Raw genomic sequence first — 13,965 nt, 5'->3', positions numbered from 1 at the left:
GCTCCGTCCTGGGCAGCCGCTCCGCCCTCGCGGCCGCGGGTGATGCGGCGCTCTACCCGGCGCCGCGCAACCCCGCCTACACGCTGGACAGGCCGTTGACGCCGGAGCAGTTCAGCGGCGCTTACAACAACTTCTACGAGTTCGGCACGTCCAAGACGGTGCTTCCGGCCGCCAACGCCCTCAAGACCCAGCCCTGGACGCTGAAGATCGACGGCCTCGTGGAAAAGCCGTTCGAGATCGGCGTCGAAGACCTGATCCGGAAGATCGGCCTGGAGGAGCGGCTGTACCGTCACCGCTGCGTGGAGGCGTGGTCGATGTCGGTGCCGTGGACGGGGTTTCCCCTGTCGAAGCTGGTGGCGCTCGCCAAGCCCGCGTCCGGGGCGAAGTATATCCGCTTCGAGACCTTCATGGACAAGGCGATGGCGCCCGGCCAGCGCGCATTCTTCTACCCCTGGCCCTACACCGAGGGGCTGACCCTGGCCGAGGCCGGCAACGACCTCGCCTTCGTGGTCACCGGAATCTACGGCAAGCCGCTGCCGAACCAGTTCGGCGCGCCGATCCGCATCGCGGTGCCGTGGAAATACGGGTTCAAGTCGGCGAAGTCGCTGGTCAAGATCTCCTTCACCGCCGAGCGGCCCAAGACCTTCTGGGAGGGCCTGCAGGCCTCGGAGTACGGCTTCTGGGCCAACGTGAACCCGGCGGTGCCGCATCCGCGCTGGAGCCAGGCCTCCGAGCGGGTCTTGGGCACCGACGAGCGGGTGCCGACGCTGATCTACAACGGCTACGGCGAGCAGGTCGCCGGGCTGTACAAGGGGCTGGAGGGCGAGCGGCTGTTCCTGTGAGGGACGGGCCGGGACGCTGAAGAGGGGGGATCGCCAAGGGCGTCCGGTCCTTTGGCGGAATCCGTCGGATCCGCGGGGCTCTGCCCCGCACCCGCAAAAGGTCGGGGACCTTATGAAACCGCGCCCTTCAGGGAGGGTGGCCGGTCAGTAGGTCCAGCGCTGCGCCTTCGAGACCAGGAAGTCCCTGAACGCCTGCACCCGGGCGACCGAGCGCATCTCCTCGGCATAGACCAGGTAGCTCTCCAGGCTCGGCATCTCGGTGTCGCGCAGGACCTGGGTGAGCTGCTGGTCGCCGTCCACCGCGTAGTCTGGCAGGATGCCGATGCCGGCGCCGGCTTCCATGGCCCGCTGGAGCGCGCCGATGTTGTTCACCGTCAGGTGGACGCTGCGCCGGTCGCGGCCCTCGCGCCCGGCATCGGCCAGCCAATGGGCCGCCAGCAGATAGGACGGCTCGTTGCCGCCGAACGAGACCAGGCGGTGATTGTCCAGTTCCTCGATGGTCTTGGGCTCGCCGAAGCGCTTGACGTAATCGACGCTGGCGAACGCGTGGTAATGCACCGTGAACAGCCGGCGCTGGATCAGGTCCGGCTGGGCCGGGCGGCGCATGCGGATCGCCACGTCCGCCTCCCGCATGGCGAGGTCGAGTTCCTCGTTGGTCAGGATCAGCTCGATCCGCACATCCGGATAGAGGTCCAGGAACTCGCCGACCCGTTGCGACAGCCACGAGGTGCCCAGCCCCACCGTGGTGGTCACCTTAAGGTCGCCGGTCGGCCGCTCGGATGTCTCCACGAGGCGGGCCCGGGTGTTCTCCAGGCGCAGCTTCATGTCCCGGGCGGCGCGGAACAGCAGGTCGCCCTGCTCGGTGAGGATCAAGCCGCGGGCGTGACGGTGGAACAGCGGCGCCTTCAGCTCGCGCTCCAGGGCGCTGATCTGACGACTGACCGCCGATTGGCTGAGGCCGATATCGTCGCCCGCCTTGGTGAAGCTGCCCGCCTCAGCGACGTTCAGGAAGATCCGGATCTTGTCCCAATCCAAGGCGAGAACCCCCACCACCGCGAATCCGCATTCGATGCGCGGCCCGCGCCGGGCCGGTGCTGCATCAGGCGTATCACCGGGCGATCCGCACGCCGCCGACGCCGCGCGGACGCGGCCGGCGCTGCTGGGGCATGCAACGCTTGCAGCCCTGCCCGGTCAGAACCCCTATGCGCCCGGCGCATGGTCGGACGCAAGGGTTCAGATCGCGAAGTTGTTGACAGGACTTTGGTCCAACAGCGCCGATGGCCCTGCGCTGCGTGGTCTCACTCGGCTGCGGCGGCCTGAACCGGCGTCTCGCCGATCTCCAGGTTGGCGAGGAATTTTTCCGCTTCCAGCGCAGCCATGCAGCCCATGCCGGCGGCCGTGATCGCCTGCCGGTAGACGTCGTCGGTGACGTCGCCCGCGGCGAACACGCCGGGGATCTCGGTCTCGGCGGTGCCCGGCCGCACCGACAGGTAGCCGCCGTGGCGCATCGGCAGCTGGCCCTCGAAGATCGCGGTGGCCGGCTGGTGGCCGATCGCCACGAACACGCCGTCGGCGGGTATCTCGCTGATCTCGCCCGAGCGCGGGTCCGTGAGCCGGACATGGGTGACCGCCGGGGCCGGCTTCTGCACGCCGCAGATCTCCGCGATCTCCCGGTGCCACAGCACGGTGACGTTCGGGTGCTTGAACAGCCGCTCCTGCAGGATCCGCTCGGCCCGGAAGCTGTCCCGGCGGTGCACCACCGTGACCTTCCTGGCGATGTTGGCGAGGTACAGCGCCTCCTCGACCGCGGTGTTGCCGCCGCCGACCACCACGACCTCCTTGCCGCGGAAGAAGAAGCCGTCGCAGGTCGCGCAGGCCGAGACGCCGCCGCCCTGGAACGCCGCCTCGGAGGGCAGGCCGAGCCACTTCGCCTGAGCACCGGTGGCGATGATCAGCGCGTCGCAGGAATAGGTCTCGCCCGAATCGGCCTCCAACCGGAACGGCCGCTGCTTGAGATCGACCGACGTGATGTATTCCGAGACGATCTTGGTCCCGACATGCTCCGCCTGCAGCCGCATCTGCTCCATCAGCCACGGCCCCTGGATCGCCTCGGCGAAGCCCGGGTAGTTCTCGACGTCCGTGGTGATCATCAGCTGGCCGCCGGGCTGGAAGCCGGAGATCAGCAGCGGCTCGACCATCGCGCGGGCGGCGTAGATCGCGGCGGTGTAGCCGGCCGGGCCGGATCCGACGATCACGAGCTTGGCGTGCGTGTGGGCCATCTCTCTCGGTCCCTTCAGGTCAGTCCGGTCGCGCGGTGCGCAGCGTAAGCCTTGGCGAGCGCCTCGGCTATCACCGGGGTCGCGTCGATCGGCTTGTACGGCAGATCGACTAAGCGACCGGTGAACGGCCGCAGCGCCCCGGCGATCGCCAGGCCGGCGAACATCCGCCGATGCCGGATATAGGTACGCGGCAGGTCGAACAGCAGAACGGGCGCGCCGGTCGCCACCGCCTCGCTGACCATGTTGGCCGAATCGGACGTGACCACGATCGCTTCGGCGAGCGCCAGCATGGCGACGTAGGGGTTGTCGCCGGTCCCGTCCCAGAGGAAGCCTCCGGTCTCGGCCGTGAGCGACTTGACCGCGTCGCGCAGCGGGTTGGGCGTGCGCCGGGAGATCGTCACCATCAGCCGGCAGCCCTGGTCGATCAGGCTACGCAACTCGCCCACGAGGCGCTGCATGTCGGTCTTGCGGTAGCTCAGGTGCCGGCTGTCGCCGCCCACCAGCACCGCCACGCGCGGGCCGTCGAGGTTCGCGAGCCGCGGATCCGGGTTGGCCCGGGCCGCCTCCAGCCGGGCGGCGGTGACCAGGTGCGGCGCGGTCAGGGTCGTGAAGACGTTGGGGCCGCGCAGGTCGTCGTAATCCGGCACCCAGATGAAGTCGGCGCTGTCCGCGCCGGTCCGCGGATCCTTGAGGAAGGCCGTGAAGGTCCGCCCGTCGGTGGCGCGCCGCAGCGCCCGGAGATACGGCACCGCCCGGCGGCCCGAGGCGATCAGCAGGTCGGGGTAGGGCCCGGACAGGGCGCCGTTGCGGCGGCGCGGGCTCTCGCGCGGGTCGATCGGCCCCCACGGGGCGACCCATCCGAACGGGCCGGCGGCCGGGACCTGGCGGATCTCGAACGGGACCCCGAGGGTCTCGGCGATGCCGACGCACTGGTTCTCGTCGCCGGCCTTGCCGTCGGTGATGATCCAGGCCCGGGCGTGGGACAGTTCGGGAGGGGGCTCGCGCCGCACGGATGTCTGAGCCGGCGGGGCGGGCGTCGCCTCCGGCACGTCGATGCTTCTCATCGAAAACGCCTTACACCGCAGGCCGGGCCGGGGCTAATTCCGCGGCAGGTCGCGGGCGAGCCACTGGGCGTAGATGTCGGCGATCGCCGCCAGCCGCCGGGCCTCGAAATCCGGGGCGTACCACGCGCCGCCGTAGCTCGACGGGGTCGCGGTCATCTGCGGGTGACGCCCGAGCACCTGCCCGTTGCGGCCGACGAGAAGCGCCTCGCCCTCCAGGTAGTCGGTCTCGAAATTGCCGCCCCGGCCGCGCAGGGCGCCGCCGCCGACATAGGGGCGCAGCGACAGCGCCGTCACCACCACCACCAGACGCGGTCCGCCACCACCGATCCGCCCGGCGAACGTCTTGCGCAGGGCCGCGTTCAGGTCGGCCGCGAGCGCGTCGGCCTGGAGGCCGGCGCCCTTGTCCCGCAGGGGCCGCACGTCGACCCGGACGTCGGAGAAGGTCGCGGTCGGCGGAAAGTCGCCGGCCGCCGAGGCCGGCACCAGCCCGCACAGCAGGAGGAGGCCGGCGAGCCAGCCCCGGACATGCGCACGCATCGCGCTCAGCCGCCGAACTGGACGCCGACGACCTCGTAGGACTTGCCGCCGCCCGGCGTCGTCACCTCGACCGTGTCGCCGACACCCTTGCCGATCAGCGCGCGGGCGATCGGCGACGTGATCGAGACCCGGCCCGCATGCACGTCGGCCTCGGGCTCGCCCACGATCTGGTAGGTCTTCTCCTCCTCCGTGTCCTCGTCGACGAGCTTCACGGTGGCGCCGAACTTGATCTTGTCGCCCGACAGCTTCGAGACGTCGATGATCTCGGCGCGCGCGATCATGCTCTCGAGTTCCATCACGCGCCCCTCGTTGTGGGACTGCGCCTCCTTGGCGGCGTGATACTCGGCGTTCTCGGACAGGTCTCCGTGCGCGCGGGCCTCGGCGATCGCCGCGACGATGCGCTGGCGCTCCACCTGCTGGCGGTGCTTCAGCTCCTCCTCGAGAGCCGCGAAACCGCGCACCGTGATCGGAACCTTGTCTATCGTCATCGTCTCGCGCCACAATGAAGAGGCCCGGCCGAGAGTGAAGCACTCTCCCCGGGCCACGAAGTTAAGTCAGCTAGACCCTGAGGCTCAGGCCGCAAAGTATTCTTGCAGGGCACGAACCTGGAGATCGCCTTCTAGATAGGCCTTGATCCCTTCGGCCGCCGCCATCGCGCCGGCTAGAGTGGTGTAATACGGCACCTTATGCAAGAGGGCCGCGCGCCGGAGCGAGCGCGAGTCGGAAAGCGCGCCCGCGCCCTCCGTCGTGTTCAGCACGAGCTGGATGTCACCGTTCTTGATCGAGTCGACCACGTGCGGCCGGCCCTCCAGGACCTTGTTCACGCGCTCGGCCGGCACGCCGTTCTCGACCAGGTATTTCTGCGTCCCGCCGGTGGCCAGGATCGAGAAGCCGAGCTCGGACAGCAGCTTCACGCTGGGCAGGATCCGGGCCTTGTCGGCGTCGCGCACCGACACGAACACCGTGCCGGAGCGCGGCACCTGCGTCCCCGAGCCGAGCTGGCTCTTGGCGAAGGCCACGCCGAAGCTGGCATCGAGGCCGATCACCTCGCCGGTGGAGCGCATCTCCGGTCCGAGCAGGACGTCGACGCCGGGGAAGCGCGCGAACGGGAACACCGCCTCCTTCACGGCGATGTGGGCCAGCTCCTTGCGCTTGAGGCCGAAGCTCGCGAGCTTCTCGCCGGCCATCACCCGAGCGGCGATCTTGGCGATCGGCTCGCCGATCACCTTGGCGACGAATGGTACGGTGCGGGAGGCCCGCGGGTTCACCTCCAGCACGTAGATGTCGCCGTCCTTGATCGCGTACTGCACGTTCATCAGGCCGCCGACCTTCAGCGCCAGCGCCATCGCGGTGGTCTGGCGCTCCAGCTCGGCGATGGTCTCCGGGGAGAGCGAGCGCGACGGCAGGGAGCAGGCGGAATCGCCGGAATGGATGCCGGCCTCCTCGATGTGCTCCATGATGCCGGCGATGAACACGTCCTGCCCGTCGCAGACCGCGTCCACGTCGATCTCCACCGCGTCCGACAGGTAGCGGTCGAACAGCAGCGGGTTCTTGCCCAGCACCGTGTTGATCTGCCCGGTCTTGTCGTTCGGATAGCGGGCGACGACGTCGGACGGGATCAGGCTCGGGAGCGTGCCGAGCAGGTAGTCGGCGAACTGGCTCTCGTCGCGGATGATCGCCATGGCCCGGCCGCCCAGCACGTAGCTCGGGCGCACCACGAAGGGCAGGCCGAGCTCGGAGGCGATGATCCGGCTCTGCTCCACCGAGTAGGCGATGCCGTTCTTCGGCTGCTTCATCCCGAGCTTGTCGAGGAGGCGCTTGAACTGGTCGCGGTCCTCGGCGAGGTCGATCGCGTCCGGCGACGTGCCGAGGATCGGCACGCCGGCAGCCTCCAGGGCGCGGGCGAGCTTCAGCGGGGTCTGGCCGCCGAACTGCACGATGACGCCGTGCAGTGTGCCGGCCTGCCGCTCGGTCTCGATGATCTCCAGCACGTCCTCGGCGGTCAGCGGCTCGAAGTACAGCCGGTCCGAGGTATCGTAGTCGGTCGAGACCGTCTCCGGGTTGCAGTTGACCATGATGGTCTCGTAGCCGGCCTCCGACAGCGCGTAGCAGGCGTGGCAGCAGCAATAGTCGAACTCGATGCCCTGGCCGATCCGGTTCGGTCCGCCGCCCAGGATGATGATCTTCTTGGCGTCGGTCGGCTGCGCCTCGTCCACCACCGTGCCGGCGAAGGGGGCGACGTAGGTCGAGTACATGTAGGCGGTCGGCGCCTTGAACTCGGCCGCGCAGGTGTCGATGCGCTTGAACACCGGACGGATGCCGAGCGCCCGACGCTTGGCCCGGACCTCGGCCTCCTCCATCTTCGCCAGCACGGCGAGGCGGGAATCCGAGAAGCCGGCGGCCTTGAGCTGGCGGAACGCCCCGGGGGTGCCGGGCAGGCCGTGGGCCTTCACCCGGTTCTCCAGATCGACGATCGCCTGGATCTGCTCCAGGAACCACGGATCGACCTTGCAGGAGGCGTGGACCTCCGCGTGGCTGACGCCCAGCCGCAGGGCCTGGGCGATCTTGAGCAGCCGGTCCGGCGTCGGCACGCCGAGCGCCGCCTTGATGGCGTTGTGGTCGTCGCCGCGGCCCAGGCCCTCGATCTCGATCTCGTCGAGGCCGGTGAGCCCGGTCTCCAGCGAGCGCAGAGCCTTCTGCAGCGATTCCGCGAAGCAGCGGCCGATCGCCATCGCCTCGCCCACCGACTTCATCGCGGTGGTCAGCGTCGGCTCGGCGCCCGGGAATTTCTCGAAGGCGAAGCGCGGGATCTTGGTGACGACATAGTCGATCGTCGGCTCGAACGAGGCCGGGGTCGCGCCGCCGGTGATGTCGTTGGCGATCTCGTCGAGGGTGTAGCCCACCGCCAGCTTGGCCGCGACCTTGGCGATCGGGAAGCCGGTGGCCTTCGAGGCGAGCGCCGAGGAGCGCGAGACGCGCGGGTTCATCTCGATCACGATCATCCGCCCGTTCTCGGGGTTGATCGCGAACTGCACGTTGGAGCCGCCGGTCTCGACGCCGATCTCGCGCAAGACCGCCAGGGATGCGTCGCGCATCACCTGGTATTCCTTGTCGGTCAGCGTCAGGGCCGGGGCGACGGTGATCGAATCGCCGGTATGCACGCCCATCGGGTCGATATTCTCAATGGAGCAGACGATGATGCAATTGTCCGCCTTATCGCGGACGACCTCCATCTCGTACTCCTTCCAGCCGAGCACGCTCTCCTCGATCAGGACCTCGTTGGTCGGCGAGGCGTCGATGCCGCGCTCGACGATGTCGAGGAATTCCTCGCGGTTGTACGCGATACCGCCGCCGGTGCCGCCCATGGTGAAGGACGGGCGGATGATCGCCGGCAGGCCGACCTCGGCCAGCGCGATCAGGGCCTGCCCGAGGGCGTGCTCGCTGTAGCGCTTGCGCCGCTCGGACTCGCCGGACTGCCACTTGCGCTCGAAGGCCGTGATCGCCCCGGCGCGCGCCTCCGGGTCGGCGTTGGCGGCCTCGATCTTAGCGATCTCGGCCAGAAACTTCTCCCGGTCGGCCTTCTTGGCCGCGGAGGCGTTGGCGAGCGCCGACTTCGGGGTGTCGAGCCCGATCTTGGTCATGGCGTCCCGGAACAGGCTCCGGTCCTCGGCCTTGTCGATGGCCTCCGCGGTGGCACCGATCATCTGCACGCCGTACTTGGCGAGCACGCCCATCTTCTGCAGCGACAGGGCGCAGTTCAGCGCCGTCTGGCCGCCCATGGTCGGCAGGATCGCGTCGGGGCGCTCCTTCTCGATGATCTTGGCGACGATCTCCGGGGTGATCGGCTCGACATAGGTCGCGTCCGCCATGTCCGGGTCGGTCATGATCGTCGCGGGGTTCGAATTCACCAGGACGATGCGGTAGCCCTCCTCGCGGAGCGCCTTGCAGGCCTGGGTCCCGGAATAATCGAACTCGCAGGCCTGCCCGATGATGATCGGCCCCGCACCGACGATGAGGATCGAGGAGATGTCGGTGCGCTTGGGCATTGGCGGCCTTTTCAGGCCAAGCGCGCCCGATCGGGCACGGCTCGGATCGGCCCTGCTCCCGGACGCGCGTGGCGGGATTGTCGTTGAGCGCCGCGTTTACACGGCGGATCGGCGCATTGGAAGGCCGTGCGCGTTCGGCGATGGCGGGGGGTGTTGCCGCCGCCCCCGGGTCTCACGCCAGATTCAAATAATTCTGAAGTCTTCGCTGGATGACGAATGGCATTGCCGAGTCGTTTCCGGCTCCATAAAGCTCGTCCGATCGACGGGTCCGTCGATTGAAACGATAACAATTCGAGATTGACGATGATCAGGGAAACGTTCAGCGCGGCGATGCTTCTGCTCGGCGCGGCAGCCGGCGCGCAGGCCGCGGAAGTCTCCGTCAAGACGCTCAACAACGGCCCCGGCGGGATGATGGTCTTCGATCCGGCCTTCGTGAAGATTCAGCCCGGGGACACGGTCCGGTTCGTGCCGGCCGACAAGGGCCACAACGCCGAACTCATCAAGGGCATGGCGCCCGAGGGCGCGCCGACCTTCAAGACCGTGGTCGGCAAGGAGGAGGCCGTGACCTTCGACAAGCCCGGACTCTACGGCTTCAAGTGCTCGCCGCACTACATCATGGGCATGGTCGGCCTGATCGAGGTCGGCGACAAGCCGGACAACCTCGAGGCGGCCAAGGCGGTCCAGCACGGCAAGCTCGCCGCCAAGCGCTTCGAGCCGCTGTTCGAGAAGGTGCAGTAGGGATCCGGCGGGGGCGGTCCGCCGCCCCCCGCTCAGAACCCGGCGTGAAGCGCGGCGAGCGCCCGGTCGATGGACAGATAAAAAATCCCGAAGGCGACCAGGGCGGCGGCGGCGAATTCGAGCGCGACGTTCGAGAGCGTCTGCGCCCGGCGCAGCATCTCGCGGCCGAAATACAAGGACACCCAGGCGAAGGCGAGGACGGCCGGCATCGCGAACAGGTAGGAGACCGTGCTCTCGACCCGGTCGAGGCCGGCGGCCGGATCGATCAGGGCGCGGATGTTGCGCACCCAGGGGGCGTAGAGGGCGGCGTAGAGCGCGGTCGCCCAGGCGAGGCCGGCCGCGACACCGAGATGGAACGTGAACGTCCGGTGCAGGCGGGAGAAGTCGTCGCGCGCCTCGTCGATGGTCATCCGGCAATCCCCCTGACGGAACCGCCATGTGCGGCCCGTCGATGGGTTCTATAGGCCGCCGGAATTCGCGGATTTTGTGACCCCGGCGCGGCCTGAATGGGACCGCGCCGGCGCCGATCGGTCAGGCGTCCTTCGCCGTCTCCGGTGCGCCCGAGCGCATGAGCGCGACGAAGCGCTCGAACAGGTAGTGGCTGTCGCGCGGGCCCGGCGAGGCCTCCGGGTGGTGCTGCACCGAGAAGGCCGGCCGGTCGGTGAGGGTGAGCCCGCAATTCGAGCCGTCGAACAGCGAGACGTGGGTCTCGACCGCGCTGGCCGGCAGGCTCGCGGGATCCACCGCGAAGCCGTGGTTCATCGAGACGATCTCGACGCGGCCGGTGGTCTTGTCCTTGACCGGGTGATTCGCCCCATGATGGCCCTGGCCCATCTTCAGCGTCCGGCCGCCGAGCGCGAGGCCCATGAGCTGGTGGCCCAGGCAGATGCCGAAGGTCGGCACCTTCTCGTCCAGCAGCTTGCGGATCACCGGCACGGCGTAGGCGCCGGTCGCCGCCGGATCGCCGGGGCCGTTGGACAGGAACACACCGTCCGGCTTCAGCGCCAGAATCTCCTCGGCGCTGGTGGTGGCCGGCACCACGGTGACGTCGCAGCCGGCCTGGGCCAGCAGCCGCAGGATGTTGCGCTTCACGCCGTAATCGATCGCCACCACCTTCAGGCCCTCGCCGGGCGCGCGCTTGCCGTAGCCGTCGCCGAGCGCCCAGATGGTCTCCGACCATTCCGAGTTCGCGCGGCTGGTCACCGGCGGCACGAGGTCCAAGCCCTCCATCGGCGCCAGCGCCGCGGCGCGCGCCTTCAGGGCCTCCCGGTCGAACCGGCCTTCGGGATCGTTGGCGATCACGGCGTTGGGCATGCCATGGTCGCGGATGCGGGCGGTGAGCGCCCGGGTGTCGATTCCGGTGATGCCGACGATGCCGCGGGCGTCGAGCCAGCCGTCGAGATGCGACGACGACCGCCAGCTCGACGGCTTGGTCACCGCCGAGGCGATCACGGTGCCGCGCACGCCCGAGGCCGGGGCCGCCTCGAGGCTTTCCAGATCCTCGTCGTTGGTGCCGACATTGCCGATATGCGGGAACGTGAAGGTGACGATCTGCCCGGCATAGGACGGGTCGGTCAGGATCTCCTGGTACCCGGTCATCGCCGTGTTGAAGCAGACCTCGCCGTCGGCGATTCCCGTCCGGCCGATGCCGAAGCCCTCCAGGATGGTCCCGTCCGCCAGCACCAGCAGGGCCGTGGCGACGGGCTCCGCCCAGGGCTCGGGTGCGGCGGGTTTGGAGGCCTGCGCGGCGGCGTCTTGCAGCATCGGGTCGGTCTCGCTTATGTCCGGCCGAAGGCAGGCACCGCGATGCGGTACGCTCGGCTGGCGGCATGATCGTGTGCGGCGCTCTTAGCGAGCGGCCCGCGATGGGGTCAATGTGGCCGTGCGGCCGACGAGGCTCAACACCCGCAAAGTGCAGGCCAGCCCCCCGTTTCTCCCGTCAAAAGGTTCATCGAGATGCTGCGCGCCCGCCTCACCACCGAGATGAAGGAGGCCATGAAGGCCGGCGACAAGGACAAGCTCGCCACCGTGCGGATGATCCAGGCCGCCCTCAAGGACAAGGACATCGAGGCCCGCGGCCTCGGCAAGGAGCCCGCCTCCGACGAGGAGATCCTGTCGCTGCTCCAGAAGATGATCAAGCAGCGCACCGAATCGGCTACGGTCTACGAGCAGGGCGGACGTCCGGAACTCGCCGCCAACGAGCGCTCCGAGATCGCGATCATCGAGGCGTTCCTGCCCAAGCAGATGGACGAGGCCGAGATGAAGGCGGCGGTCGACGCCGCGATCCTCGAGACCGGCGCCGCGGGCCAGAAGGACATGGGCCGGGTCATCGCCGCCCTGAAGGGCACCTTCGCGGGCCGGATGGATTTCGGCAAGGCGAGCGGGCTGGTGAAGGCCGCGCTGGCAGCGAAGGGCTGAGGCTCAGTCGTCGCTCCCTCGGGCGATCCGTGCGGCCATGTAGCTGCGCAGCACCGCGTTGATCCGGCTCTGGTAGCCGGCACCCTCGTGCTTGAAATAATCGAGCACGTCGGTGTCCAGCCGGATCGAGACGGGAACCTTGCGCGGCGGCATCACGACCTCGGCGCGCGACCAGTCGATATCGAGAGGCGCAGCATCGGGATCATCCGCCACGGCGGCAGCGATCTCGGCGTCGCCGAGGGTAGCGATTCGGTCCCAGTCCGTCTGGCCGGCCGCGCGATCAGTGTCCGAAGCGCGCCGTGTAGGCTTGTCTCTCATGTCGCCTCGCAGCTCTTGCCGAGATGATCCGTACGACGCCCGCCCGATCGGTCCAACCACTGCGATGACCGAGTGAGCGACTCGACCCAGGCTCGCCTTCCGCGTTTCGCCGTTCCGGATCGTTTCGACCGTCAGATGCGGACCGTCGAAAATGCCGGCGGCATCGCGGAAATCGATGCCGTGCTTTTCGATGTTCACGACTCGCTTGCGCTCGTCCCAAGCGAACCCAGCTGTCGGCATCATCGTAGCCAAGAATCGAACCGTCGTCGATACGATTGTATATACGTTTCCGCCGGAGGGAAGCGATCCCACTGAGGCAGATCGGTATGATCGAGCGGCGACATTTCTCCCCACAATCCCCGCCCGGCCGAACTGCCGAATGACCGGGCGGGACTCGGACCGCCCGGGCGCTCTATACTCGGCGGTCAGGCAGTCGATCCGCAGGCCCCGTGCGCTATCCGCCCCACATCCTGGAAGAGATCCGCGCCCGGCTGCCGGCCTCCGCCGTGGTCGGGCGGCGGGTGCAGTTGAAGAAGGCCGGCCGCGAGTGGCGCGGCCTGTCGCCGTTCAACGCCGAGAAGACGCCGTCCTTCTACGTCAACGATCAGAAGCAGTTCTATCATTGCTTCTCGTCGTCCAAGCACGGCGACATCTTCACGTTCCTGATGGAAACGGAGGGCTTGAGCTTTCCCGAGGCCGTGGAGCGGCTGGCGAGCGAGGCCGGCGTGAGCCTGCCGGCGCCCACGGAAGATACCCGCGTCGCCGAGAAGCAGCGCGCCGGGGCGATCGAGGTCATGGAGATGGCCGCGCGGTGGTTCGAGGACCGCCTGCGGGCCGGGCCGGGCAGCGAGGCGCGGGCCTATCTCGAACGCCGGGGGCTCAAGGACGAGACGCAGCGAGCCTTCCGGCTCGGCTACGCGCCGAACGAACGCTACGCCCTCCGCGACCACCTGGCCGGGCAGGGGGTCGACAAGGCGCTGATGGTCGAGTTGGGCCTGCTCGCCGGCGGCGAGGATGTCTCGGTCCCGTACGATTATTTCCGCGACCGGGTGATGTTCCCGATCACCGATACCCGCGGCCGGGTCGTCGCCTTCGGGGGGCGGGCGCTCTCCAAGGAGGTGCGCGCCAAGTACCTGAATTCGCCCGAGACGCCGCTCTTCCACAAGGGCCGGACGCTCTACAACCTCCACGGTGCCCGCAAAGCCTCCCACGAGCGCAGCTCGATCATCGCGGTCGAGGGCTATGTCGACGTCATCGCCATGACGCTGGCCGGCCATCCCGAGACCGTGGCGCCGCTGGGCACTGCACTCACCGAGGAGCAGCTGGCTCTGCTCTGGCGCCACGCCGACGAGCCGATCCTGTGCTTCGACGGCGACAAGGCCGGGCAGCGGGCGGCCTTCCGGGCGCTCGACATCGCCCTGCCGGCCCTGGAACCCGGCCGTTCGCTGCGGATCGCCCTGCTGCCGGGCGGTCAGGATCCCGACGACCTGCTGCGCTCGGGCGGTCCCGGGGCGATCGACCAGGTGCTGCAGGCTGCTTTGCCCCTGTCGGAACTGCTCTGGCGCCGGGCGCTCGAATCGGGGCCGGCCGATACGCCCGAGCGCCGGGCCGGGCTGACGCAGACGCTGCGGGCCACCGTCGCCACGATCCGCGACGAGACCGTCAAGCGCTACTACCGCGACGACATCGAGGAGCGGCTGCGCAGCCTGTCGCCCCGGAACGC

At 68.9% G+C, this 13,965-nt stretch carries 13 protein-coding genes; 4 read left to right on the top strand and 9 right to left on the bottom strand.

What is annotated here, in order from left to right; genetic code table 11:
• The coding region (gene msrP / locus FV228_RS08705; protein WP_147854248.1) for a protein-methionine-sulfoxide reductase catalytic subunit MsrP at nucleotides 1-842 on the top strand (842 nt) is incomplete at its 5' end.
• A 144-nt stretch (nucleotides 843-986) separates the two neighbouring features.
• Here the strand turns inward: msrP and FV228_RS08700 are convergent.
• The 6 genes from FV228_RS08700 to carB all read right to left on the bottom strand — a co-directional run bounded on the left by FV228_RS08700 (nucleotide 987) and on the right by carB (nucleotide 8,768).
• Nucleotides 987-1,877 (bottom strand): LysR family transcriptional regulator, encoded by an 891-nt coding sequence (locus FV228_RS08700; protein WP_147854249.1) that lies wholly within the window; start codon nucleotides 1,875-1,877, stop codon nucleotides 987-989.
• 263 nt (nucleotides 1,878-2,140) lie between these two features.
• Nucleotides 2,141-3,121 carry a thioredoxin-disulfide reductase gene (gene trxB, locus FV228_RS08695; protein WP_147854247.1) on the bottom strand — a complete coding sequence of 327 codons (981 nt, stop codon included), beginning with the start codon at nucleotides 3,119-3,121 and terminating at the stop codon, nucleotides 2,141-2,143.
• Between the two features lie 14 nt (nucleotides 3,122-3,135).
• A complete protein-coding gene (locus FV228_RS08690; protein ID WP_147854246.1) occupies nucleotides 3,136-4,185 on the bottom strand; it encodes a mitochondrial fission ELM1 family protein in 1,050 nt (349 codons plus the stop codon).
• Between the two features lie 33 nt (nucleotides 4,186-4,218).
• Entirely contained in the window at nucleotides 4,219-4,722 is a 504-nt protein-coding gene (locus tag FV228_RS08685) for a hypothetical protein (RefSeq protein WP_147854245.1), read from the bottom strand.
• A gap of 5 nt (nucleotides 4,723-4,727) precedes the next feature.
• The gene (greA, locus tag FV228_RS08680) at nucleotides 4,728-5,204 is read right to left on the bottom strand and encodes a transcription elongation factor GreA (RefSeq protein WP_187277678.1); all 477 of its coding nucleotides are present in this window, start codon (nucleotides 5,202-5,204) and stop codon (nucleotides 4,728-4,730) included.
• Between the two features lie 90 nt (nucleotides 5,205-5,294).
• Entirely contained in the window at nucleotides 5,295-8,768 is a 3,474-nt protein-coding gene (gene carB, locus FV228_RS08675; protein ID WP_147854243.1) for a carbamoyl-phosphate synthase large subunit, read from the bottom strand.
• Nucleotides 8,769-9,071: 303 nt separating this feature from the next.
• On the opposite strand from carB, the gene FV228_RS08670 reads away from it, so the two are divergent.
• On the top strand, nucleotides 9,072-9,506 hold the full coding sequence (locus tag FV228_RS08670) for a pseudoazurin (RefSeq protein WP_147854242.1): 435 nt from the start codon (nucleotides 9,072-9,074) through the stop codon (nucleotides 9,504-9,506).
• Between the two features lie 32 nt (nucleotides 9,507-9,538).
• Here the strand turns inward: FV228_RS08670 and FV228_RS08665 are convergent, their stop codons facing one another.
• Entirely contained in the window at nucleotides 9,539-9,916 is a 378-nt protein-coding gene (locus tag FV228_RS08665; protein ID WP_147854241.1) for a hypothetical protein, read from the bottom strand.
• 121 nt (nucleotides 9,917-10,037) lie between these two features.
• Nucleotides 10,038-11,270 (bottom strand): glutamine-hydrolyzing carbamoyl-phosphate synthase small subunit, encoded by a 1,233-nt coding sequence (gene carA, locus FV228_RS08660; RefSeq protein WP_147854240.1) that lies wholly within the window; start codon nucleotides 11,268-11,270, stop codon nucleotides 10,038-10,040.
• Between the two features lie 192 nt (nucleotides 11,271-11,462).
• On the opposite strand from carA, the gene FV228_RS08655 reads away from it, so the two are divergent.
• On the top strand, nucleotides 11,463-11,924 hold the full coding sequence (locus FV228_RS08655) for a GatB/YqeY domain-containing protein (RefSeq protein WP_147854239.1): 462 nt from the start codon (nucleotides 11,463-11,465) through the stop codon (nucleotides 11,922-11,924).
• A 3-nt stretch (nucleotides 11,925-11,927) separates the two neighbouring features.
• On the opposite strand, the gene FV228_RS34110 is transcribed toward FV228_RS08655, so the two are convergent.
• On the bottom strand, nucleotides 11,928-12,440 hold the full coding sequence (locus FV228_RS34110; protein WP_187277677.1) for a BrnA antitoxin family protein: 513 nt from the start codon (nucleotides 12,438-12,440) through the stop codon (nucleotides 11,928-11,930).
• 251 nt (nucleotides 12,441-12,691) lie between these two features.
• On the opposite strand from FV228_RS34110, the gene dnaG reads away from it, so the two are divergent.
• Nucleotides 12,692-13,965 (top strand): DNA primase (gene dnaG / locus FV228_RS08645; protein ID WP_147854237.1); only part of this gene is annotated, 1,274 nt, incomplete at its 3' end.

Origin of the sequence: Methylobacterium sp. WL18 (genome assembly GCF_008040015.1) — a bacterium.
Taxonomy (GTDB): domain Bacteria; phylum Pseudomonadota; class Alphaproteobacteria; order Rhizobiales; family Beijerinckiaceae; genus Methylobacterium; species Methylobacterium mesophilicum.
The sequence above is the reverse complement of the archived record's forward strand: the minus strand, read 5'-3'. Positions and strand labels throughout refer to the sequence as shown.

Excerpts from the sequence above, each read along its gene's own strand:
- trxB (WP_147854247.1), bottom strand. The coding sequence starts at position 3,121 with ATGGCCCACACGCACGCCAAGCTCGTGATCGTCGGATCCGGCCCGGCC.
- FV228_RS08690 (WP_147854246.1), bottom strand. The coding sequence starts at position 4,185 with ATGAGAAGCATCGACGTGCCGGAGGCGACGCCCGCCCCGCCGGCTCAG.
- FV228_RS08685 (WP_147854245.1), bottom strand. The coding sequence starts at position 4,722 with ATGCGTGCGCATGTCCGGGGCTGGCTCGCCGGCCTCCTCCTGCTGTGC.
- carB (WP_147854243.1), bottom strand. The coding sequence starts at position 8,768 with ATGCCCAAGCGCACCGACATCTCCTCGATCCTCATCGTCGGTGCGGGG.
- FV228_RS08670 (WP_147854242.1), top strand. The coding sequence starts at position 9,072 with ATGATCAGGGAAACGTTCAGCGCGGCGATGCTTCTGCTCGGCGCGGCA.
- FV228_RS08665 (WP_147854241.1), bottom strand. The coding sequence starts at position 9,916 with ATGACCATCGACGAGGCGCGCGACGACTTCTCCCGCCTGCACCGGACG.
- carA (WP_147854240.1), bottom strand. The coding sequence starts at position 11,270 with ATGCTGCAAGACGCCGCCGCGCAGGCCTCCAAACCCGCCGCACCCGAG.
- FV228_RS08655 (WP_147854239.1), top strand. The coding sequence starts at position 11,463 with ATGCTGCGCGCCCGCCTCACCACCGAGATGAAGGAGGCCATGAAGGCC.